General features: G+C 55.5%; 24 protein-coding genes and 1 pseudogene. 16 read left to right on the forward strand and 9 right to left on the reverse strand.

Features of this window, described 5'->3' with window-relative positions:
- The first annotated feature begins 14 nt into the window (after positions 1-14).
- The 8 genes from glsB (at position 15) to ETG88_RS05730 (ending at position 8,347) form a co-directional block, all read left to right on the forward strand.
- Positions 15-941 carry a glutaminase B gene (gene glsB, locus ETG88_RS05695; RefSeq protein ID WP_100780175.1) on the forward strand — a complete coding sequence of 309 codons (927 nt, stop codon included), beginning with the start codon at positions 15-17 and terminating at the stop codon, positions 939-941.
- Positions 941-1,303, forward strand: coding sequence for a DUF4186 domain-containing protein (locus ETG88_RS05700; protein WP_100780174.1), 363 nt, complete (start codon positions 941-943; stop codon positions 1,301-1,303). Before glsB ends, ETG88_RS05700 begins: the two co-directional genes overlap by 1 nt.
- A 108-nt stretch (positions 1,304-1,411) precedes the next feature.
- Positions 1,412-2,860, forward strand: coding sequence for a GGDEF domain-containing protein (locus ETG88_RS05705; protein WP_129034904.1), 1,449 nt, complete (start codon positions 1,412-1,414; stop codon positions 2,858-2,860).
- A gap of 180 nt (positions 2,861-3,040) precedes the next feature.
- Positions 3,041-4,033, forward strand: a complete 993-nt coding sequence (locus ETG88_RS05710) for a diguanylate cyclase (RefSeq protein ID WP_107704269.1) — start codon at positions 3,041-3,043, stop codon at positions 4,031-4,033.
- A 52-nt stretch (positions 4,034-4,085) separates the two neighbouring features.
- Positions 4,086-5,069 (forward strand): sensor domain-containing diguanylate cyclase, encoded by a 984-nt coding sequence (locus tag ETG88_RS05715; RefSeq protein ID WP_129034905.1) that lies wholly within the window; start codon positions 4,086-4,088, stop codon positions 5,067-5,069.
- Positions 5,070-5,134: 65 nt separating this feature from the next.
- Positions 5,135-5,662 carry a GNAT family N-acetyltransferase gene (locus tag ETG88_RS05720; protein ID WP_129034906.1) on the forward strand — a complete coding sequence of 176 codons (528 nt, stop codon included), beginning with the start codon at positions 5,135-5,137 and terminating at the stop codon, positions 5,660-5,662.
- Positions 5,663-5,778: 116 nt separating this feature from the next.
- Positions 5,779-7,230 (forward strand): tagaturonate reductase, encoded by a 1,452-nt coding sequence (locus tag ETG88_RS05725; RefSeq protein ID WP_129034907.1) that lies wholly within the window; start codon positions 5,779-5,781, stop codon positions 7,228-7,230.
- A 202-nt stretch (positions 7,231-7,432) separates the two neighbouring features.
- Positions 7,433-8,347 (forward strand): bestrophin family protein, encoded by a 915-nt coding sequence (locus tag ETG88_RS05730; RefSeq protein WP_129034908.1) that lies wholly within the window; start codon positions 7,433-7,435, stop codon positions 8,345-8,347.
- Between the two features lie 7 nt (positions 8,348-8,354).
- Here the strand turns inward: ETG88_RS05730 and ETG88_RS05735 are convergent, their stop codons facing one another.
- Positions 8,355-8,903, reverse strand: a complete 549-nt coding sequence (locus ETG88_RS05735) for a GNAT family N-acetyltransferase (RefSeq protein ID WP_129034909.1) — start codon at positions 8,901-8,903, stop codon at positions 8,355-8,357.
- Positions 8,904-8,999: 96 nt separating this feature from the next.
- Here ETG88_RS05735 and ETG88_RS05740 point away from each other — a divergent pair, with 96 nt between their 5' ends.
- Together ETG88_RS05740 and ETG88_RS05745 are read left to right on the forward strand one after the other, a co-directional pair.
- On the forward strand, positions 9,000-9,488 hold the full coding sequence (locus ETG88_RS05740; protein WP_129034910.1) for a GNAT family N-acetyltransferase: 489 nt from the start codon (positions 9,000-9,002) through the stop codon (positions 9,486-9,488).
- Entirely contained in the window at positions 9,485-9,925 is a 441-nt protein-coding gene (locus ETG88_RS05745; RefSeq protein WP_102103720.1) for a GNAT family N-acetyltransferase, read from the forward strand. The genes ETG88_RS05740 and ETG88_RS05745 overlap by 4 nt, the downstream gene beginning before the upstream one ends.
- A 6-nt stretch (positions 9,926-9,931) precedes the next feature.
- On the opposite strand, the gene tam is transcribed toward ETG88_RS05745, so the two are convergent.
- Together tam and ETG88_RS05755 are read right to left on the reverse strand one after the other, a co-directional pair.
- On the reverse strand, positions 9,932-10,690 hold the full coding sequence (gene tam / locus ETG88_RS05750) for a trans-aconitate 2-methyltransferase (RefSeq protein ID WP_129034923.1): 759 nt from the start codon (positions 10,688-10,690) through the stop codon (positions 9,932-9,934).
- 57 nt (positions 10,691-10,747) lie between these two features.
- The gene (locus tag ETG88_RS05755; RefSeq protein WP_129034911.1) at positions 10,748-11,323 is read right to left on the reverse strand and encodes a nuclear transport factor 2 family protein; all 576 of its coding nucleotides are present in this window, start codon (positions 11,321-11,323) and stop codon (positions 10,748-10,750) included.
- A 111-nt stretch (positions 11,324-11,434) separates the two neighbouring features.
- Here ETG88_RS05755 and ETG88_RS05765 point away from each other — a divergent pair, with 111 nt between their 5' ends.
- Positions 11,435-12,322: a LysR substrate-binding domain-containing protein gene (locus ETG88_RS05765; RefSeq protein WP_129034912.1), complete on the forward strand. Its 888-nt coding sequence runs from the start codon at positions 11,435-11,437 to the stop codon at positions 12,320-12,322.
- Positions 12,323-12,350: 28 nt separating this feature from the next.
- Here ETG88_RS05765 and ETG88_RS05770 read toward each other — a convergent pair whose 3' ends face one another.
- Entirely contained in the window at positions 12,351-13,241 is an 891-nt protein-coding gene (locus tag ETG88_RS05770; RefSeq protein ID WP_129034913.1) for a DMT family transporter, read from the reverse strand.
- Between the two features lie 104 nt (positions 13,242-13,345).
- Here ETG88_RS05770 and ETG88_RS05775 point away from each other — a divergent pair, with 104 nt between their 5' ends.
- Complete coding sequence (locus tag ETG88_RS05775; RefSeq protein ID WP_129034914.1) at positions 13,346-14,680, forward strand: aminotransferase-like domain-containing protein; 1,335 nt, start codon at positions 13,346-13,348, stop codon at positions 14,678-14,680.
- A 15-nt stretch (positions 14,681-14,695) separates the two neighbouring features.
- On the opposite strand, the gene ETG88_RS05780 is transcribed toward ETG88_RS05775, so the two are convergent.
- Positions 14,696-15,577 carry a LysR family transcriptional regulator gene (locus tag ETG88_RS05780; protein ID WP_129034915.1) on the reverse strand — a complete coding sequence of 294 codons (882 nt, stop codon included), beginning with the start codon at positions 15,575-15,577 and terminating at the stop codon, positions 14,696-14,698.
- A 105-nt stretch (positions 15,578-15,682) separates the two neighbouring features.
- Between ETG88_RS05780 and budA the strand changes: the two genes are divergently transcribed.
- Genes budA through ETG88_RS05795 form a run of 3 tightly spaced genes read left to right on the forward strand, consistent with a single transcriptional unit; the run spans position 15,683 to position 18,945 of the window.
- Positions 15,683-16,462 carry an acetolactate decarboxylase gene (gene budA, locus ETG88_RS05785; protein WP_129034924.1) on the forward strand — a complete coding sequence of 260 codons (780 nt, stop codon included), beginning with the start codon at positions 15,683-15,685 and terminating at the stop codon, positions 16,460-16,462.
- Positions 16,434-18,155 carry an acetolactate synthase AlsS gene (alsS, locus tag ETG88_RS05790; RefSeq protein ID WP_129034916.1) on the forward strand — a complete coding sequence of 574 codons (1,722 nt, stop codon included), beginning with the start codon at positions 16,434-16,436 and terminating at the stop codon, positions 18,153-18,155. Before budA ends, alsS begins: the two co-directional genes overlap by 29 nt.
- A 19-nt stretch (positions 18,156-18,174) precedes the next feature.
- Positions 18,175-18,945, forward strand: a complete 771-nt coding sequence (locus ETG88_RS05795) for a (S)-acetoin forming diacetyl reductase (RefSeq protein WP_100780159.1) — start codon at positions 18,175-18,177, stop codon at positions 18,943-18,945.
- 96 nt (positions 18,946-19,041) lie between these two features.
- On the opposite strand, the gene ETG88_RS05800 is transcribed toward ETG88_RS05795, so the two are convergent.
- From ETG88_RS05800 to ETG88_RS05815, 4 genes are all read right to left on the reverse strand, one after another.
- Positions 19,042-19,566 carry a lipocalin family protein gene (locus tag ETG88_RS05800; protein WP_102103728.1) on the reverse strand — a complete coding sequence of 175 codons (525 nt, stop codon included), beginning with the start codon at positions 19,564-19,566 and terminating at the stop codon, positions 19,042-19,044.
- A gap of 184 nt (positions 19,567-19,750) precedes the next feature.
- Positions 19,751-20,179, reverse strand: a complete 429-nt coding sequence (arsC, locus tag ETG88_RS05805; protein ID WP_129034917.1) for a glutaredoxin-dependent arsenate reductase — start codon at positions 20,177-20,179, stop codon at positions 19,751-19,753.
- 12 nt (positions 20,180-20,191) lie between these two features.
- Entirely contained in the window at positions 20,192-21,481 is a 1,290-nt protein-coding gene (locus ETG88_RS05810; RefSeq protein ID WP_129034918.1) for an arsenic transporter, read from the reverse strand.
- Positions 21,482-21,526: 45 nt separating this feature from the next.
- Complete coding sequence (locus ETG88_RS05815; RefSeq protein WP_102103731.1) at positions 21,527-21,847, reverse strand: metalloregulator ArsR/SmtB family transcription factor; 321 nt, start codon at positions 21,845-21,847, stop codon at positions 21,527-21,529.
- A gap of 87 nt (positions 21,848-21,934) precedes the next feature.
- Here ETG88_RS05815 and arsH point away from each other — a divergent pair.
- A pseudogene (gene arsH, locus ETG88_RS05820) lies at positions 21,935-22,642 on the forward strand (arsenical resistance protein ArsH).
- Positions 22,643-22,759 lie beyond the last annotated feature (117 nt).

Consider the following 22,759-nt stretch of genomic DNA (forward strand, 5'->3'; position numbering starts at 1 on the left):
GCAAGGAGCAACATGTGGCTGCGGTCATCGATAATCAGATGCTGGAAGAGATTCTGGCGCAGGTTCGTCCGTTAATCGGGCAGGGGAAGGTTGCCGATTACATTCCGGCGCTGGCGTGCGTCAGTGGCAATAAGCTGGGTATCGCCATTTGCACCGTGAAAGGTGAGCTTTATCAGGCCGGCGATGCCGCCGAGCGCTTTTCGATTCAGTCGATCTCCAAAGTGTTAAGCCTGGTTGCGGCGATGCGACAGTATGACGAAGACGAGATCTGGCAGCGGGTGGGGAAAGATCCTTCCGGGCAGCCGTTTAATTCGCTGCTCCAGCTGGAAATCGAACAGGGCAAACCGCGCAATCCTTTCATCAACGCCGGTGCGCTGGTGGTGTGCGACATGCTGCAAAGCCGTCTTAGCGCGCCGCGTCAGCGGATGCTGGAGATTGTGCGCCAGCTGAGCGGCGTTTCCGATCTGAGTTACGACGCTAACGTTGCTCGCTCTGAGTTTGAACATTCGGCGCGAAACGCCGCCATCGCCTGGCTGATGAAGTCTTTCGGAAATTTCCATAACGATGTGGCTACCGTACTGCAAAACTATTTCCACTACTGCGCGCTGAAAATGAGCTGCGTGGAACTCGCGCGTACTTTCCTGTTTCTGGCCGACCAGGGCTTCTCCTCGCTGCATAATCAGGCAGTTGTCACGCCGATGCAGGCGCGTCAGGTCAATGCGCTGATGGCGACAAGCGGGATGTATCAGAATGCCGGAGAATTTGCCTGGCGCGTCGGGCTGCCCGCTAAATCAGGCGTCGGCGGCGGGGTGGTGGCGATTGTCCCGCACGAAATGGCGATTGCGGTCTGGAGCCCGGAGCTGGATGACGCCGGGAACTCGCTGGCAGGCGTGGCGGTGCTGGAGCAACTCACCCAGCGGCTGGGGCGGTCCGTCTACTAATGAACACCCTTGACGATCTTTTTGCCCGGCTGGGGCGTTCAACGTTTCGTTCTCGCTTCAAACTGGGCGCGAAAGAGCGGCAGTACTGCTGGGACAAAGGGGCGGAAACTATCGATCAACACGCCGCGGATTTCGTTGCCCGTCGTCTGGCGGCGGCCATGCCCGTCAACGACGGCAAGCAGACCCCAATGCGCGGACATCCGGTCTTTATCGCCCAGCATGCTACGGCAACCTGCTGTCGCGGTTGTCTCGCTAAATGGCACCATATTCCCCAGGGCGAGGCGTTAAATGCCGATCAGCAACGTTACATTGTGACGGTCATCCACCACTGGCTGGTGCTGCAAATGAACGCCCAACCTTGATGGGTTATGCATGCCGGCTATGTATGTTATAGATACGTGCTAATCTTTTATTATTCTGCTGATGACCGCGAAATAATTGCGCTAAGCAATTATATGGATTGATATTTGATGCCTTCTTCTTTGACATCCTTTAAGCCTTTTCTGCCCGATAATCCGCTTCGTAATGCGGTCAGTATTTTTATTCTGACCACGCTGTTCTATTTTATTGGCGCGGAACTGCGTCTGGTGGAAGCGCTCTCACTGTTCTGGCCGCTGAATGGAGTGATGGCTGGGGTGTTTGCCCGTTACGCATATCTCAATCGCCTGCACTATTACGCGGTGTCCTATGTCGCGATGCTGATGTACGACGCGGTGACCACCAACTGGGGGATGGCCTCGGTGGTGATCAACCTCTCCAATATGGTGTTTATCGTGACCGTGGCGCTGCTGGTGACGCGGGACAGACGTCGGGGCCGCACGGTTCCGGACCCGATCAATGCCTTACGCCTGTTTAACTTTTGCCTTATCGCCGCGCTGCTGTGCGCGCTGGTGGGGGCGATGGGTTCCGTCGGGATCGACAGTCAAACTTTCTGGCCGCTCTTTGCCGACTGGTTTAGCGAGCAGTTCTCGACCGGCGTGCTGATTCTGCCGTGCCTGTTGACCGTTAAAATCCCTGAGATCAAGAACCCGGTGCGGGTAGAACACTTTATGCCCGTGGTGGCGCTGATCGTCTCTGTCCTGGCCTCGGTGGTGATCGGCGGGGCGGGCAGCCTGGCCTTTCCGCTCCCGGCGCTGATCTGGTGTGCGGTGCGTTATTCGCTTCCCGCGACCTGTCTGCTGACCTTTGTCACCGGCGGGGTTGAGATCATCCTGGTGGCAAACTCGATTATTAATATTGCCGTGGCGACGCCGCTTTCGACGCCGATGATGTTCTCTGCGCGTCTGGGCATCGCGACCATGGCAATTTGCCCGGTGATAGTCTCCGTGAGCGTGGCGGCGATTAACTCTCTGATTCATCAGGTGTCATTGCGCGCCGATTATGACTTCCTGACCCGCGTCTATTCGCGCTCAGGTTTGTATGAAGCGCTGAAACACGAGGAGTCCCATCGTCATCCCCGTTTTCTGACCGTGATGCTGCTCGATATCGACTACTTCAAAAGCATTAATGACAACTATGGTCATGAGTGTGGCGATCGGGTGCTGGCCTCTTTCGCCGGGCAGGTGCAGCAGGTGGTGGGCGAGGACGGGCTGGTGGCGCGCATGGGCGGGGAAGAGTTTGCGGTCGTGGCCAATACCGTTGATGCCCGTCAGGGCGTTGAGCTGGCAGAACGTATCAGAGAATCTGTTGCTTCGCATCCCTTCAGCTGGGGTCAGCACACGCTGTTTTTGACGGTGAGTATTGGGCTTGGCAGTGCGAAAGCAGAATCCTGGCAGCTCACGGAGGTCTTTAATAAGCTGTTAGCCGAAGCCGACGAGTATCTCTATCGTTCGAAAAAAGCTGGGCGAAATCGTACCAGTGCGCGTCATCCAGACGATCTGCGCGTCGTCGAACCGCAAAAAAGTACGGAACAGGTGTAAACGTATCCATCCCAGGCAGAATGCGGCCCTGATGTTATCACTTTGCTGATAAATTGCTTGCTACGTATTTTTAAGCTCAATAAGATACCGGTGATAACACATCGGAAAAATCGCGTAATGAACGGAACTGATAAACTGAGTAAAAACCATCGCTTACCAGGGAGTCGTTTTGTTAAACGTATGTATCTGATGCGTATCCTGGGCACTTTTCTCTGCTTTATTCCTATTCTTTCTGTCCTGATTGAACATCAACGTTCAGTATGGCTAATGCTTTTGCTGGCGCTAAACGCGTTTGTCTGGCCGACCGTCGCCTGGCTGCGCGCTAGTCGGTCTTCTACGCCGCTGGCCGCAGAGCATCAAAATCTGGTGATCGATGCAGGGGCGGGAGGGTTCTGGATCGCGATGATGGCCGTGAATCCGCTGCCCTCGGTGGTGATTGCCACGATCCTGCTGGCCGATCGTCTGTCTGCAGGCGGTTTTGCCCTGATGAAGCGCGCGGCGATAGCCATGCTGGCGGTGTTTCTCGCCGCCTGGCTGTTGCAGGGCATGGCGATTATTATCACCGTTTCGCAACAGACCATGTTTGCCACCTTGCCCCTGATTGCGATCTACATCATTGCGCTTAGCGTGCTGACGGACAGTATTGCCATTCGTCTGCGGATCAAATCCCGCGAGCTGGAGCGGATCGCGATGATGGATCCGCTGCTGGATATCGCGAACCGGCGCCTGCTGGAAAAGCGCATCGAACACGAGCTGAATAAACTTCAGCAGGCCTGCCGGGAATCGGCGCTGATGTTCATTGATATCGATAATTTTAAAGAAGTGAACGATCGTTTCGGGCATAAAGTCGGGGATGCGTTGCTCGCCTCGGTCTCGGAGATTTTACACATTGCCACGCGTCAGACAGACACCCCGGCGCGGCTGGGCGGCGATGAGTTTGTGATCCTGCTTCCGGATACCAGCATCGATGAGGCGCACGTGGTGGCGTCGCGGATCATGGAGGCCGCCGCCATTATGCAAGATGTGGCGCATGAAACCGTCAATTGCACCCTCAGCATTGGCATCGCGGGGGCGACCCGCGAGATGTCCAACGTAACGGACTGGCTGCAGGCGGCGGACACCGCCCTTTACCAGGCTAAGCGCGGCGGTAAAAATCGAATTTTTGCGCACTGACAAGTCGTTTCTTTAGGCTAAGCTATTAAAAAGCTGCGTGTCAGGAGACATCATGAAAGCGCCCGCGATCCCTGCCAATGAATCAGACCGTCTGCTGTCCCTGCGTGATTCCAGGCTTTTGGAGTCGAACAACCATCAACCCTACGATCGCATCACCCGGCTGGCAAAACGCCTGTTTGCCGTGCCGATGGCGAGGGTGAACCTGATCGACGAACGCTCGCTGGTGGCGCTATCTTTAGACAATGCCATGGCCGCCGTTCTGCCGCGCAATCTCTCTTTCTGCGGGCATACGCTGTTTAATAACGCACCGCTGGTGGTGTCTGACCCGCGACATGATCCCCGTTTTGCCGATAATCCGCTGGTAAAAGGCCAGCCTGGCGTACGTTTTTACGCCGGGTATCCGCTGCGCCTGCCCGACGGTGCTATCGTCGGTACGCTGTGTCTGATGGACTATGTCCCCCGCGATTTTGTTGCGGCCGATCTTAACGCCCTGAGCGACCTGGCAGCTCTGGCGGAAGACGAGTTCGCTGCTGCCTGTGCGGCGACGACGGATGAGCTGACCGGGCTGTTTAACCGGCGTGGATTTAATCAGTTAGCGGCGTTTGCCTTATCCGGCGCCCGGCGTCGTGCAGAGCCACTGACGATCGCCTGGATGGATCTGGACCGCTTCAGACAGATTAACGAACGCTACGGGCAGGCTGAAGGCGATGCGGCGCTGAAAGCCATGACCGAGCTGATGCGCACCTCATTCCGTGAGGCGGATCTGCTGGTGCGTTACGGTAGCGATGAATTCGCGGTTCTGTTTGCCGATACGAATGAACAGGGGGCCTGGATTGCGATGCAGTATCTCAATGAGCAGGTCGCGGAATACAACCAGCGTGGGCTGCATCCCTGGAGCCTGACATTCTCCTGGGGAATCTGTGAATTCGACCATCAGCAGGATGATTTGCAACGCTGGCTACAGACCGCTCACGACAAAATCCTCGCCATGAAACAGCGATACAGTGCAGACAGCGGGCATAATAAAAGCCTATGAATGGCGTGCTTGCGTTAAATAATTGTTAAAGGCAATCTGAGGCGGTCTCTACACAAGGAAATCCCATGACCGCCTCTCTGCATATTCATACCCTTTCACGTGACGATATTCTCTCGCATCTCGACTCACTAGCTGACATCCTCGAAAACTGCGTTAATGGTGGGGCGTCGGTGAGTTTTATGCTGCCTTTTTCGGCTGAAAAAGCGCGTCAGTTTTGGCTCGGCGTGGCGGAAAGCGTGGCCCGCCGGGAGCGCACCGTGCTGGCCTGTCGCAACGAAGGTGGCGAATTTTTGGGTACCGTGCAGCTCATTACCGATCAACCGGAGAACCAGCCGCACCGCGCGGATGTAGCCAAGCTGCTGGTCCACGAAAAAGCCCGCCGTCGCGGTGTTGCGATGCTCTTGATGGAAGCCCTGGAAGGGGTGGCGGTGGAAGAGGGTAAAACCGTGCTGGTACTGGACACGGCTACGGGCAGCGGCGCTGAGACGTTCTATCAGCGTGCGGGCTGGCAAAAGGTCGGTGAGATCCCGCGCTACGCCCTGATGCCGGACGGCGAAATGACGGCGACATCGGTGTTCTATAAGTTTTTATAATATTTTTCACAATTGCTTTATGAATTGATCAAAACAGGGTTTCATGGTCGAAAAGTTTGATAAGTTATTGGACCAATCTTATCGGGCTGTATGACTAATTAAAAAAGGAACCCCTTGTGAACACACTCAATCGTCGTGATTTTCCCGGTGCTCTCTATCCTGAACGTATCATCCAGTTTGGTGAAGGTAACTTTTTACGTGCGTTCATCGACTGGCAGATCGACCTGCTGAATGAGCACACCGATCTGAATTCCGGGGTGGTAATTGTTCGTCCTATCCAGAGCGATTTCCCACCTTCACTGAGCACTCAGGATGGTCTGTACACCACGATCATTCGCGGCCTGAATGAGAAGGGCGAGGCTGTGAGCGATGCGCGTCTGATCCGCTCCGTAAATCGTGAAATCAGTGTTTACAGCCAGTACGACGAATTCCTTAAACTCGCACACAATCCGGATATGCGCTTTGTGTTCTCCAACACTACCGAAGTGGGCATCAGCTATCACGCTGATGACAAATTCGACGATGCGCCTGCCGTGAGTTATCCGGCAAAACTCACCCGTTTACTGTTCGAGCGTTTCAGCCATTTCAACGGCGCGGCCGACAAAGGCTGGGTGATTATTCCGTGCGAGCTGATTGATTATAACGGCGATGCGCTGCGTGAACTGGTGCTGAAATATGCCCAGGAGTGGGCGCTGCCAGCGGCATTCACCCAGTGGCTGGTTGATGCCAACAGTTTCTGCTCCACCCTCGTGGACCGCATTGTCACCGGCTACCCGCGTGACGAAGTGGCTGCGCTTGAAACGGAACTGGGCTACCACGATGGTTTCCTCGATACCGCAGAACACTTCTATCTGTTTGTGATTCAGGGGCCTAAATCTCTGGCCGCCGAACTGCGCCTCGATAAATTCCCGCTTAACGTGCTGATTGTGGACGACATCAAACCGTACAAAGAGCGCAAGGTCGCAATCCTTAACGGCGCGCACACGGCACTGGTCCCGGTGGCCTTCCAGGCGGGGCTGGACACCGTCGGCGACGCGATGAACGACGCCGAAATCTGCGCATTTGTGGAAAAGGCCATCTACCAGGAGATCATCCCGGTGCTGGATTTACCAAAAGATGAGCTGGAATCCTTCGCCAGCGCGGTGACAGGGCGTTTCCGTAACCCGTACATTAAACACCAGCTGCTGTCGATTGCCCTGAACGGGATGACAAAATACCGTACCCGTATCCTGCCGCAGCTGCTGGCAGGGCAGAAGGCGACCGGGAAATTACCTGCGCGTCTCACCTTTGCGCTGGCCGCGTTGATCGCGTTTTATCGTGCAGAGCGTGAGGGTGAAAACTATCCGGTGCAGGACGATCTGCACTGGCTGGAGCGCTATCAGCAGCTGTGGGCGCAGCATCATGACAAGCAGATCAGCACCAGCGAACTGGTGAAAGCGGTTCTCAGCGTGAGCGAGCACTGGGAGCAGGATCTGACGAAAGTGAGCGGATTGGTAGAACAGGTTACGCTCGATCTGGATGCGATTCTTCTGAAGGGGATGCGCGCGGCAGTGAAACCGCTGTGCTAATCCTCTCGCCCGGCTCCGGCCGGGTTTTATTTAAAGTATCGTTAGTTACAACATACTATATGCTCAGTTTTTTTATAAGACACTTCAGCACCGTGCGCTTTTTGTCTCGCAGTTAAAAAGGGGCAGCAATCCTGTAACAAGCTTGCAACCGTGACGGCGATCACGTTTAATAGTCGCGCTCTTTATTGACCTGAAGCTGACTATGATTGTTCGTCCTCAACAGCACTGGCTGCGCCTGATTTTTGTCTGGCACGGCTCCGTCCTGTCTAAAATCTTTACCCGGTTATTCCTTAACTTCCTGTTATCCATCGCTGTTATCGTGATGTTACCCTGGTACTCTTCCCTTGGGATCAAACTGACCGTTGCGCCGTTCAGCATTCTCGGCGTGGCGATCGCTATCTTCCTCGGGTTTCGCAATAACGCCTGTTATTCGCGCTACGTTGAGGCTCGCCAGCTTTGGGGGCAACTGATGATAGCGTCACGCTCGCTATTTCGCGAGGTGAAAAACACGCTCCCGGACGATCCGCATCTCAGCGAGTTCGTGCGTCTGCAGATCGCCTTCGCCCATTGCCTGCGCATGACGCTCAGACGCCAGCCGCAGGCGGAGCAGCTTTCACGCTATCTTTCTGCGTCACATTTACGCGCGGTGATGGATTCAAACTCGCCGTCGAACCGTATTTTGCTGATCATGGGCGAGTGGCTGGCGGTGCGCCGTCGGGAAGGGCAGCTGTCAGATATTCTGTTCCACAGCCTCAACAATCGTCTGAACGACATGTCCGTGGTGTTAGCCGGATGCGAGCGAATTGCCAATACGCCGGTGCCGTTTGCCTACACCCTGATTCTGCACCGCACGGTCTATCTGTTCTGCATTATGCTGCCGTTCGCCCTGGTGGTCGATCTGCACTACATGACGCCGTTTGTCTCGGCGCTGATCTCTTACACCTTTATCTCCCTCGATGCGCTGGCTGAAGAGCTGGAAGAACCCTTCGGCGTGGAAAATAACGACCTGCCGCTGGATGCCATCTGCAATGCGATGGAGATCGATCTGCTGCAAATGAACGATGAGCCGGAAATCCCCGCCCGCGTCTTACCGGACAAGCATTACCAGCTCACGTAATGAACATTCAGGAACGCTGCAAGGCGTTCCACTCTTCGCGGGTGATTTCCCATAACTCCGAGTCCAGCTCGCCGCTGACGTAGGCTTTCTTTTCGGTTCTCACCAGGCGCATCCCGCTGCTGGCAGAAATCCGCTGAGAGCGCAGGTTGACGGCGGCTTTTGGCGCACGCAGAAGCGGTTTGTTCAGCGTATTAAACCAGAAGTCCGTCGCGGCAATGCTCGCTTCGCGCATATAGCCCTGACCCTGCCATTCGGGTGCCAGCCAGAATCCCCGATTGTTATCCTCGACGTCGTAAAGGCAGATCAGACCAATCAGTTGATCGGGATTGTCTTTGCAACGAATCGTCCAGAACCACGCCACCCCATTTTCCACATCCTGCAGGGCGACGTTGTTCACGTATGTTTCTGCGCCATCGGACGGATAGGGCCAGGGTACGCTCGCCACCATATAACGCACGATCTCCCAGCGCGGATATAATGTCTGGATTTGCAGCGCATCTTCCGCTTCCAGCGGTTTGAGTAACAGACGTTCAGTGGTTAACGTGGGCGTTTTCACGATTCGGATCTCCATTATTTGTCGTTATGTTTTTGTTTGCCTTCTGCTATTTTCATGATTACCACATTCTGCTGTGACTGAATAGCCGAGGAAAATATGACGTTAAGATTGGCCGCACCGGAAGAGGCCGAAAGACTCTGGCTCGTTCGTAATCTGGCTATCCGTGCAGGCTGCCAGAGTAGCTATGATAGTGACGTGATCGCCCGCTGGACGCCGGAAGCAATGCCAGAAAGTTACCGTCAGGTGATAATCGATAATCCCTTTTACGTGGTCGACGATGAGAAGGGAGAAATCGTGGCAAGCGGCTATCTCGATCTGGCCGCCAGCAGCGTGGAAGCGGTCTTTACCGTCCCCGAAGCAGCCAGAAAAGGGCTGGCGGGGCGGATCATCGCGGCGATTAAAGCAGAGGCACGCGCACGCGGCATTTCGCAATTAACGCTCTCCTCAACGCCCAACGCGCAGACCTTCTATCAGAGACAAGGCTTTGTAACGGTTAGCGAGGGCTTTCATTATTCAAGAATGGCCGATGCGCAGCTGCGTTGTATTCACATGACGATCAATTTAACCGGCGAGGAGACCCTATGACGATAACCGTAAGGGCGTTGCGTGCAGAGGATTATGCCGACTGGCGGCCGCTGTGGGATGGCTACACGGCGTTTTACGAATGCAAACTCGATGAGTCCGTGACCGCGTCGACATGGGAAAGGGCGCTGAGCCCGCATTCTGCACTGCTCTGTCGGGTCGCGGAAATGGACGGGAAAGTCGTGGGTTTCGCCCTGTGTGTGCTGCATGAAGGGACATTTTCAACCGCGCCCGTATGCTATCTGGAAGATCTGTTTGTCGATGCAAATGTGCGTGGGAGCGGTGCCGGAAAGGCGCTGATAGAGGCCCTCCAGGCGGAAGGAAAGCGCGAAGGGTGGTCAACGCTGTACTGGGTGACGCGTCAAAACAACCCTGCGCGAAAACTGTATGACAAGTTTAGTGAAGCGGACGATTTTGTACGTTATCGCCTGTCGCTTTAAGTACTTTTAAGGTTCACGACGGGCAACGATAAACAGGCGCGGGAAAGCCAGCAAAATCTGCCCGTTTTCTTGCAGCGGATACTGCTGTTCCAGAAGTTCAAGATAGCGATCCAGATAGTTCCGCTGCTCGTGTTCGCTCAGCTCCTGCAACCAGGGGCGCAATCCGGTGGCACTCACCCAGTCAACGATCGCCTGATGCGAACTCATTTTGTGATAGTAGGTGGTGCGCCAGATATCCACGTCGCAACCCGCGTCCGTCAAAATATCAAAATAGGCATGAACGCCGGGCAGCGGATCGCGGCTGCGGTCCGGGAAACCTTGCTCGTAAGCCACTTCACGCATCAAAACGTGCGATGGCTCATCGCGATTATCAGGCATCTGAATCGCCAGCACGCCGTTCATTTTGAGCAGAGAAACCAGGTGCGGGAGCAGCTCATAGTGATCGGAGATCCACTGCAGCGACGCGTTGGCATAGACAAGATCAACCGAATGCGCCGGGCGATAGGTTTGAATATTGGCTTCAATAAACTGGCATTCGGGCAACGCAACCCGCGCCTGTTCCAGCATGGCCGGTGAATTATCCACGCCAACAATGCGTGCCGATGGCCAGCGCTGATGCAAAAGTGCGGTGCTGTTTGCCGGGCCACAGCCCAAATCCAGAACATCCGTCACCTCGTTCAGCGCCACTCTTGCCAGCAGTTCGGCGGCGGGACGAGTGCGTTCCGCGCCGTATTGCAGATATAAAGAAGGGTTCCAGTCGGCCATCATCGCATCTCCAGTTTGCGGGTTTCAGCAAGTGTAGATGATTGGCGATGGTTATGTTCAGGCGTTTAACCAGGCCTGGCCGTCAGCTTTCATTTTTCGCTCTAATTCACTGCCGCGCGTGGCAAAAACACGTTTAACCGGGAACCCGCTCTTTTCCAGCACGTAGGCGAGAGCGGCGTATTCACGCGGGTATTTCTCGGCAGTCGCCGCGTCTATCTCCACCACGCCCATCGGGAACGTAAAGGTGCTCATGTCGTAAATGCTCTGACGATGGAACAATTTCCAGACGCCGTCGCGTTTCTCCATCAGGTCGTAGAAACGGTTATGTCCGTTGCAGCCCACGTTCAGTTTGACGTTTTCGGCGATAATAATGGCGTTCGTTTCCACGATCGCTTTGTCACCCTTAAAAGTAATAATCGGGCTGCCCATCAGATGTTTGGTGCGGATATCCGATGCCCCCATACGCTCTGAACCCGTCACAAAATCACCGAAAAGCCCTTCAAACCAGGTGACTTCGATCGTGCCGTCAGGGTGAAAGAGTGAACGCAGCTGTTCCCATTCGTTCAAATCCCGGTGGATCCAGCCGTTGATCAGGTCGGTAATCTGCAGGCGATCTTCAGTTCTGTTTTCCATTTTTCGTGCTCCGCTAATGAAAGATGCATGGAGTATTCACCCTGCGTTCGATAACATCCAATACAATATAATGACGGATTAATCAGATTTAATGATTACTGGAGGTGCGACATGGATTTACGCCAGTTACGCTATTTTCTGGCCGTGGCGGAAGAGAAGCATTTTGGCCGCGCCGCTCAGAGCCTTAACATTGTCCAGCCGGCGTTGAGTATGCAGATTCGTGCGCTGGAGGAGGAACTCGGCGGCGCGTTGTTAGTTCGGACCAGCCGAAGCGTCGAGCTGACTGAAGCGGGAAAACTGTTCCAGACCGAGGCACGACGCACGCTGGAGCAGGCCGAGTTTGCCCGACACGCCGTTGCGCGTTCCCTGCGCGGAGAGACCGGCACGGTGCGAATCGGGTTTGCCGGGAATGCCGTATTTAGCGGGAAACTGATGCGTGATTTACGTCATTTTCGCCAACGCTATCCGGATGTTGAGATGATTTTGCAGGAGGTCCCGGCGCAGCAGCAGGTGGAAGCCATTCTCGCCGGGCGGCAGGATATCGGCTACACGCCGGATCACAGCAAAACCCTGACCGCCGGAATCAGGGTGCAGAGGATAGGGGACTGGGACATTCTGGTGGCATTGTCGGACGAACACCCGCTGGCTGAGCGTCCGCTCTTTACCGTCGAGATGCTTGCCGGGCAGCCGCTGATCCTCTACGACGCCCATGATACGCATGAAAATCTGTATCTCATGCTGAGCCAGCAGCTGCAAAACAGGCTGCAGATTGCGCACCGTTCTGACAGCACCCTGAGCGTCCTGGCCCATGCCGCCGCCGGAATGGGGCTTGCGCTGGTTCCCGCACCGCTGCAGCAGGTTAATATTCCCGGCCTGGTTTATCGCCATCTGAATGCCCCGGCGTTAACGGCCAATTTACTGATGATTAGCCGTGACACGGAGACCAGCGGCGCGGTGAACGCATTCCTGTCGTTAGCGGCACAGGGCGCTGCTCGTTGATCTGCCCCACGCCTCATTCTGAATCGCGTCATTTGCCCCATTTCCGCGAACCGATGACGCACAGAATGACGCCTGCGGTGATAACGATCATCAACGAGCTGACGCTTTCGTGCAGGAGCGTCGCCGACAGCCCCAGCCCGAAGAACGGCTGTAACAACTGAAGCTGACCGACGGCAGCGATCCCCCCCTGCGCAAGCCCTTTGTACCAGAAAATAAAGCCAATCAGCATGCTGAAAAGAGAGACGTATCCCAGCGCCAGCCAGGCGGAATATCCGATGTGGCTGAAGGAGGCAGGCTGGGTCATCACTGTGGCCGTCAGCATAAAGGGCAGAGAAATCAACAGCGCCCAGCTGATAACCTGCCAGCCTCCGAGCACACGGGTCAGCCTGGCGCCTTCGGCATAACCCAGACCGCAGACAATCACCGCAGCGAGCATCAGCAGATCGCCAACAAGAGAAACTGCCACGCTTTGTGAGAGGGCAAAGCCCATCACCAGAACACTGCCCAGCACAGAGAACATCCAGAAGGCTTTTTTGGGACGTTCACCGCCGCGCAGTACGCCAAAAATCGCGGTGCTAAGCGGCAGCAGGCCGAGAAAAACAATCGAGTGCGCCGAGGTGACATGCTGAAGCGCCAGCGCCGTCAGCAGCGGAAAACCGATCACCACCCCAAGCGCGACCACGACGAGCGGCAGGATGTGCGACAGTTGCGGGCGTTTTTCCTTAAACCCGACGATCAGCATCATGGCAAAAAGACCGGCAATGGATGCCCGCAGGAACGTCAGGAAAAAAGGATTCATATCCAGCACCGCCACACGTGTGGCGGGTAGTGAACCGCTGAAAATGATGACGCCCAGCAGCCCGTTCAGCCAGCCGGACATCGCGTTGGAATCCGTTTTATGCACTACGGAATTGACCACGAACACCTCATTATTTTCATCACGCCCGCAGGCTTGAGCATCTGTGAAGCCGATGGTAGTCTCATGAATCCGATACAATCAAAAAATTGTCATGGATACATTCGATGAAAGCCCGGTATAAAGCGATAGTGGATACCTTCGCAGCATTGATTCGGGCGGGGACGCTCACGCCGGGCACCCGGCTGCCGACCCATCGCCATCTGTCACAGCGGGAAAAAATCTCTCTGGCGACGGCGACCCGCGTCTATACGGAGCTGGAGGCGATGGGGCTGGTGAGTGGCGAAACCGGACGTGGTACGTTTGTTCGCGAGATTTCTGTTCCTTACGGCCACGGCGTCGATCAACAGGCCGTGGCATCCGATGTGCTGGATTTGAACTTTAACTATCCCGAGTTAGCGGGGCAGGGAGAGCTGCTGCGCGAGGCGTTACGCCAGGTATCGAACGCCGGTGATATCGAATCGCACTTACGCTATCAGCCCCATGCCGGGAGGCTGACCGATCGCGAGATTATTGCCGGGCATTTCTCCTGTCAGGGATTTCGGCCTGCGCCGGACAATGTCGTCATCGTCAATGGCGCCCAGCACGGATTGGCCGTCACGGTGATGGGGCTGCTGCGCCCCGGTGATGTGGTGGCCGTGGACGCGCTGACCTATTCCGGTTTTAAAGCGCTGGCCACGTTATATCATCTGGAGCTGATCCCTGTCCCGTCGCGGGCTGACGGCCCGGACCTGAACGCGTTACAGCAGATTTGCCAAAAACGCCCTGTTAGGGCGGTGTACACCATGCCCACGCTGCACAATCCTTTGGGCTGGGTGATGAATCGCGAGCAGCGACAAGTGCTGGCCGGGATCGCCCGCGCCCACGATCTCATCATTATTGAAGACACAGCGTATGCCTATTTGATTGGCAGGCCACCGCCGCCGGTCGCGGTTTATGCACCGGAACGCACGGTTTACGTCACCGGATTTTCAAAGAACGTGGCGACCGGGCTACGAGTGGGCGCGGTGATCTGCCCTGAATCGTACCGTCCGGCCCTGGAACGCGCGGTTCGGGCGACCAGCTGGAATACGCCATCCATCATGACAACCCTGGTGTGTAACTGGATTCAGGACGGTACGGTGTCGCGTTTTGAAACGCTGAAAAGACGTGATGCGCGCGAACGGCAGGCGGTACTCAGGGAGTCCTTAGGCGAGCTGGCGTGCATTACTCATCCAAATTCCTATTTCGCCTGGCTTCCCCTGGCTGAAGAGGCGCGCGCCGACCGGGTGGTAAAAGATCTGATGGACAACCATATCTCCGTTTCAACGGCAGAGCCGTTCTGTACGGCGCAGACCATTCCTCAGGCCATCCGCATCGCGCTGGGGTCGGTGTCGATTGATCATCTGCGCACCGCACTGGTCAAAGTGCGTGAAGCGATAGCGTTAGAGCAAAGCCGCTGAACAGAAGACCGGAACTCAATCCACTTTCAGCATCGCTAACAAACGTTTCACCGTCCGCGAGCGTTCGAAACGACGCCAGCAGAGGGCGATATCCGTAAAGAGTTCCGGTGTGGTCAGGGCATGATAGGTCACATCGATCGGCGAAATGGCGGCCATCGACTGTGGCACCAGGGCGAACCCGCCCCCTGCGGCGACCATGCTCAGGGAGGACGAAAGCTGGGAGGATTGCAGCGTATGGTGCATATCAATTCCGGCCCGCTCGCAGCAGCCGTAAACGCGCTCGAACAGGGCTGGCGCAACCTCCTGCGGGAATAAAATCATCGGCGTATCCCGAAGCTGGTCCAGCGCCAGCGCGTCGCACGCCGAAAGGGGATGCGTACGGTGTAACGCCACCACCATCGGTTCCCGATCGAGTAATTTCAGCTCAAATTGCTTGCTGCTCTCGCACGGTAAACGCACAAAGGCGATATCCAGTTCCCCCTCCGCCAGCATCGTCATCAGCGATGACATATTGGCTTCGACCTGGTGAACCGTCACCGCCGGGTTTTGAAGCTGATACTGATGAATCAGCGCAAAGATCTGTGGATGAAAGGCATCAGAACTGGTGATCCCAATCGATAAATTCCCGCTAAGCCCACGCGCAATGCCCCTGGCTTTCTCCAGCGCAGCATCGCTCATCGCGAGGATTTTGCAGGCGTCCTCATAGAACGCTTCTCCCGCCTCGGTGAGTTCCACGCCACGCGTCAGGCGCCTGAACAGCGGGGTGCCCACTTCCTCCTCGAGCCGCTTGATCTGCTGGCTCAGCGGAGGCTGCGACATCCCCAGTGCTTTAGCCGCTTTGGTGAAGTGTCGTTCGCGCGCAACCGCGACGAAATACCGTAGATAACGAAGTTCCATATCAAAAACGTCTCAAACCCGCATGCTTTCTATATTGGAACTCTCTGCTGAATCGGGTCAACATTTATTTAACCTTTATAAATAAAGTTGAAGAGGAAACGCATGATGACGCATTCATCTGCATGCGATTGTGAGGCGAGTTTGTGCGAAACCCTTAGAGGATTCTCGGCGCAACACCCTGACAATGTGATCTATCAGACATCGCTAATGAGCGCCCTGTTGAGCGGCGTGTATGAAGGGGAAACCACCATCGCCAGCCTGCTCACGCACGGCGATTTTGGCCTCGGCACGTTCAACGAGCTGGATGGCGAAATGATTGCCTTTAGCAGCCAGGTCTACCAGCTGCGCGCCGACGGTAGCGCCCGCGCGGCAAAGCCGGAGCAAAAAACGCCGTTTGCCGTGATGACCTGGTTCCAGCCGCAATATAAGAAAACATTTGATGAACCGGTCAGCCGCCAGCAGATCCATGACGTGATAGACCAGCAAATTCCATCGGATAATCTGTTTTGCGCCCTGCGTATTGATGGCAACTTCCGCCACGCACACACCCGTACCGTTCCTCGTCAGACGCCGCCTTATCGCGCGATGACCGACGTGCTCGACGACCAGCCGGTGTTTCGTTTTAACCAGCGCAAGGGGGTTCTGGTCGGATTCCGTACCCCGCAGCATATGCAGGGCATTAACGTGGCGGGTTACCACGAACACTTCATCACTGACGATCGTCAGGGCGGCGGGCATCTGCTCGATTACCAGCTTGAGCAGGGCGTACTCACGTTCGGTGAAATTCACAAGCTGCTGATTGACCTGCCTGCCGACAGCGCGTTTTTGCAGGCTAATCTCCACCCGGGCGACCTCGATGCCGCGATCCGTTCCGTCGAAAACTAACAGGAGAATCATCGTGAACAGTGATAAACAGGCTCGTCAGTGGGCGCATGGTGCCGATATGATCGTCGGCCAGCTGGAAGCGCAGGGCGTGAAACAGGTTTTTGGTATTCCCGGCGCAAAAATCGATAAAGTCTTTGATTCACTGCTGGATTCTTCCATCAGCATCATTCCCGTGCGTCACGAGGCGAATGCGGCGTTTATGGCGGCAGCGGTAGGGCGATTGACGGGTAAAGCAGGCGTGGCACTTGTCACCTCCGGTCCGGGCTGTTCGAACCTGATCACCGGTATCGCCACGGCCAACAGCGAAGGTGACCCCGTTGTTGCCCTGGGCGGGGCTGTGAAACGGGCAGATAAAGCCAAACTGGTCCATCAGAGCATGGACACCGTCAGCATGTTCAGCCCGGTCACCAAATACGCCGTGGAAGTGAGTTCTTCGGATGCCATTGCCGAGGTGGTATCCAATGCCTTTCGCGCCGCTGAGCAGGGCAGACCGGGCGGTGCGTTTGTAAGCCTGCCGCAGGATATTGTCGATCTGCCGGCTACCGGCGCGATTTTGCCCGCCAGCACATCGGCACTCATGGGCCCGGCCCCTGACGCGGCGATTAACGACGTCGCGAAGCTCATCGAAAACGCCAAAAATCCGGTCATTTTGCTGGGCCTGATGGCCAGCCAGCCCGCGAACAGCTCGGCGCTGCATACGCTGCTGGAAAAAAGCGGTATTCCGGTCACCAGCACCTATCAGGCGGCCGGAGCCGTGAATCAACAGCACTTCACCCGCTTCGCCGGACGCGTCGGCCTGTTTAATAATCAGGCGGGCGACAGGCTGTTACATCTGGCGGATCTGATTATTTGCGTGGGATACAGCCCGGTGGAATACGAGCCGTCTATGTGGAATAGCGGCGACGCCATTCTGGTGCATATTGATGTACTTCCGGCCTATGAAGAACGCAACTACGTCCCGGACCTCGAACTGGTCGGGGATATTGCCGGCACGCTAAACCGGCTCGCCAGCCGGATTAGCCATACGCTGGAGCTGAGCCCGCGCGCCACTGAAGTTCTTCTCGATCGCCGCCATCAGCGTGATTTGCTCGACAGACGTGGCGCATCGCTTAACCAGTTTGCCCTGCATCCGCTGCGCATCGTGCGTGCCATGCAGGACATCGTTAACAACGACGTGACGCTCACCGTCGACATGGGCAGTTTCCACATCTGGATTGCCCGCTATCTCTACAGCTTCCGCGCGCGTCAGGTGATGATTTCTAACGGGCAGCAGACCATGGGCGTTGCGCTGCCGTGGGCGATTGGCGCCTGGCTGGTCAACCCTGGCCGCAAAGTCGTATCGGTGTCCGGTGACGGGGGATTCCTGCAGTCGAGCATGGAGCTCGAAACCGCCGTGCGCCTCAAAGCCAACATTCTGCACATCATCTGGGTCGATAACGGCTACAACATGGTGGCTATTCAGGAAGAGAAAAAATACCAGCGCCTTTCCGGCGTGAACTTCGGCCCGGTGGATTTCAAAGCCTATGCCGATGCCTTTGGCGCGAAAGGCTTTGCCGTGGAGAGTGCCGACGCGCTGGAACCCACGCTACGTGCGGCGATGGAGGTCGACGGCCCTGCCGTGGTGGCCATTCCCGTCGACTATAGCGACAACCCGCTGCTGATGGGCCAGCTCCATCTCAGTCAGATTTTGTGAACTACTTAAGGACAAAGACATGCATAAAGTTGCTCTCGTAACAGGCTCCGGTCAGGGAATTGGTAAAGCGATTGCGCTTCGCCTGGTAAAAGATGGTTTTGCCGTTGCTATCGCCGATTACAACGGCGACACGGCAAAAGCCGTCGCCGATGAAATCACCCGTAACGGTGGCAAAGCCGTTGCCGTGAAGGTGGATGTATCGAACCGCGAGCAGGTGTTTGCGGCAGTAGAGAAAGCCCGAACGGCGCTGGGTGGCTTCGATGTGATCGTTAATAACGCCGGGATTGCGCCGTCTACGCCTATCGAGTCGATCACGCCTGAGATTGTCGACAGGGTTTATAACATCAACGTGAAAGGGGTGATCTGGGGGATTCAGGCCGCGATCGACGCTTTTCGCAAAGAGGGGCACGGCGGTAAGATCATCAACGCCTGCTCCCAGGCGGGCCATACGGGAAATCCTGAACTGGCGGTCTACAGTTCCAGCAAATTCGCCGTACGCGGCTTAACGCAGACCGCCGCGCGAGACCTGGCTCCGCTCGGCATCACCGTTAACGCCTACTGCCCGGGTATTGTGAAAACGCCGATGTGGGAAGAGATTGACCGTCAGATTTCCGAGGCCGCAGGCAAACCGGCGGGCTACGGCACTGAAACCTTCGCCAAACGCATCACGCTTGGCCGCTTGTCCGAACCGGAAGATGTCGCCGCCTGCGTCTCTTACCTCGCAGGGCCTGATTCTAACTACATGACCGGTCAGTCTTTGCTGATTGACGGCGGAATGGTGTTTAACTAAAAAATAACGATAAGCTCTGACATGTGTTTCCCCTGCATCATTGCAGGGGTTTTTTTTTATGCGCGGTTTTCTCTGTCGCCCGCTATCTGCTAATCCTTAATGCTTGACCCACACCAGCTGTTCCACCGGGAAGCCCAGCTCACGCGCCGTCGCGAGGAAGTCCTGCTTGACAGTCTCTGGAAGGGTTGTTGAGCGAGAGAGGATCCATAAATAGTCGCGATTCGGGCCGCTGACCAGTGCGTGCTGGTAATCCTTATCCAGTTTAATTACGTTATAGCCGCCGTAAAACGGGCCAAAGAACGAGACTTTCAGCGCTGCAGTGGTGGGCGCTCCGGTGAAGTACGCTTTACCTTCACTTTCTTTCCACCTGTTCTTAATCGGATCATATCCACGGTTGAGTACGGTAATTCCCCCGTCGCTACGCAGACCGTACGTCGCTGTAACCTGTTCCATACCCTTTTCAAAGCGGTTTTCCAGGCGCGCGATTTCATACCATTTACCGAGGTAGCGGCTGGCGTTAAAGTCGCTGACAGGCTTCACGCCCTTTGGTGGGGTCGGTGATTTACATGCAACCAGCGTGAGCGCCACAGCGATACCCGTCATCACAGGCCATAGTTTCATGCGAACTCCTTTCTTTTTAGTAACCGGGAGTTAAGTGTAGTGTAAACAACAGGTCAGAATGATTATCACAAAAAATTGAGTATTTCCTGATAAGACGGCTGACGGTGAAAAGCGGAGGTTGCGCAGGTTATTCTCTACGGGCCTGAAAAATCAAAGAAGCACTGAGTGCTCCCTTGAACAGTCGTTATTTCTTGATCTGTTTTCCGTGTTCATCCACAACCGGTTCACCATCTTCTTTCGTGAACGCACCGCGCTGCTCTTCCGTCAAAATATCCAGCACCACCTCTGATGGCCTGCATAAACGCGTTCCCAAAGGGGTAACGACAATGGGCCGGTTGATAAGAATAGGGTGCTGTAACATGAAATCAATCAACTGGTCATCGCTGAAAGAGTCGTCTGCCAACCCTAATTGCTCATAGGGTTCGACATTTTTGCGTAACAGCGCCCGAACCGTTATCCCCATATCTGCAAGCAGTTTCACCAGTTCTTCCCGCGTGGGCGGGGTATCCAGATAGAGGATAATCTTGGGTTCCGTCCCGCTGTTGCGGATCATTTCAAGGGTATTTCGCGACGTGCCGCAGGCTGGGTTGTGGTAAATAGTGATGTTGCTCATATCAGTACCTCATTACACAGTGAAAGACAGGCGAAGCGCCAGCGCGACCAGCGTCACAAATAGCACCGGGATGGTCATGACGATCCCGACCCGGAAGTAATATCCCCAGGTGATGGTCATATTTTTCTGCGCCAGAACGTGTAGCCACAGCAGTGTTGCCAGGCTGCCAATTGGGGTGATTTTGGGGCCCAGATCGCTGCCGATAACGTTGGCATAGATCATCGCCTCTTTGATGACGCCGGTCGCGGTAACGCCATCGATCGACAGGGCACCCACCAGAACGGTTGGCATATTGTTCATCACGGAGGAGAGAAACGCCGTCAGGAATCCGGTCCCGAGTGTCGCAGCCCACAAACCGTGATCGGCCAGTTGGTTGAGCAGAGCAGAGAGGGCGTGCGTCAGGCCCGCATTGCGCAAGCCGTAGACCACGAGGTACATGCCCAGCGAGAAGATCACAATCTGCCAGGGCGCGCCCCGCAGCACGTTGCCGGTATTTATGGCATGCCCTTTTTTCGCGACGGCAAACAGAAGCAGCGCACTGACGGCAGCAACCAGGCTCACCGGCACGCCGAGCGGCTCGAGACCAAAGAATCCGACTAACAGCAGCACCAGAACCAGCCAGCCCATTTTAAAGGTCGCGCCATCGCGAATGGCCATTTTCGGTTGCTTCAACAGAGATACATCGTAAACGGCAGGGATCTCTTTGCGAAAGAACACATGCAGCATGACCAATGTTGTTGCAATCGCCGCGAGGTTGACCGGGACCATCACTGCGGCATATTGCGCAAAGCCCAGTTTAAAGAAATCCGCCGACACGATATTCACCAGGTTTGACACGATCAGCGGCAGGCTAGCCGTATCGGCGATAAATCCGGCCGCCATGACAAAGGCCAGCGTGGCGCCTTTGCTGAAACCCAGCGCGAGGAGCATCGCGATTACAATCGGGGTCAAAATCAGCGCGGCACCGTCGTTGGCGAACAGCGCGGCAACCATCGCACCCAGCAGGATAATCCAGGTGAACAGCAGGCGACCACGGCCATTGCCCCAGCGCGCAACATGCAGCGCGGCCCATTCAAAGAATCCGGATTCATCAAGGAGAAGACTGATGATGATCACGGCGATAAACGTGGCGGTGGCGTTCCAGACGATTTGCCAGACTACCGGGATATCTTCGGGATGAACGACACCCGTCAGTAAAGCCAGACCTGCACCCAGCATGGCGCTCCAGCCAATGCCCAGACCCCGTGGTTGCCAGATAACCAGAACGAGGGTAAGCAGAAAAATTGCACCGGCCAATAACATCAGTTACTCCATTCATATCTATTCAGACGAATATGTAAACGCATTTCAGCATGCAGCAGGTGAAGCGTTGTTGAGCGTGTTGCGAATGTTTTCACGCTCACAGTTCCAGGCTGAGTCAATAATCGCCGCCGCCCACGCGGGCATATGTGGCGAAAGGCGATAGTGCACCCATTTCCCTTCACGACGATCGGAAACCAGCCCGGCCTCACGTAATAAGGCCATATGGCGTGAAATTTTGGGCTGAGACTCTGCCGTTGCTGCACAGATATCGCATACGCAAAGCTCTCCGGACTCCCTGAGCAACATCACGATCGTTGAACGGGTTTCATCAGAAAGTAATTTAAAAAGCTGAACAGGCTGTAGCATGTTGCACCTCGATAAGATTTGACAACACATATGCTAATCCATATATGATAACTTTAAAAGCACAGCGTTTAAGAACGGAGCCATTTCATGAAACATCTACCCGCCATCGAACCACAATTCTTTGATGATACGGTCACCAGCAAAATTTCTGGCAGTGACCCAACAACGCCGCCACGCATTCTGATTCTCTACGGATCCATTCGGGAGCGTTCCTACAGCCGGTTTGCCGCAGAAGAAGCGGGGCGGTTATTGACCGAAATGGGCGCCGACGTGAAGATGTTTAATCCATCGGGTCTGCCATTGCCGGACGACGCACCAGAAACCCATCCGAAAGTGCTCGAACTGCGGGCGCTGGTCAGATGGTGTGACGGGATGGTCTGGAGTTCTCCCGAAAGGCATGGCGCAATGAGTTCGGTGATGAAAGCGCAGATTGACTGGATACCGCTGAGTGAAGGCGCAGTTCGGCCGTCCTAGGGAAAAACGCTGGCCGTGATGCAGGTTTGCGGAGGCTCGCAATCATTCAATACCGTCAACCAGATGCGAATCCTTGGCCGCTGGATGCGAATGTTCACCATTCCAAATCAGTCGTCAGTGCCGAAGGCGTGGCAGGAGTTTGATGAAGAAGGACGGATGAAACCGTCAGCCTGGTACGATCGAATTGTGGATGTGACAGAAGAGCTTTATAAAATCACGCTGATTCTGAAAAGACACACAGGTTATCTGTCCGACCGGTACAGCGAAAGAAAAGAGAATCACCAGGCGCTGTCGGCGCGAGTGAATCAGGCAAAAATCTGAGAACCGATTTCAGAGGGATGCGGAAAAGACCGGAGTGAACGAACTCCGGTTGTACATAATCAGCCTGATGTGGATGGCAGATTTGAGTAGTTATTTGGTTGGTGCGCATAATGTTCG

The sequence above is a fragment of the Lelliottia nimipressuralis genome (genome assembly GCF_004115925.1).
Taxonomy (GTDB): Bacteria; Pseudomonadota; Gammaproteobacteria; order Enterobacterales; family Enterobacteriaceae; genus Enterobacter; species Enterobacter nimipressuralis.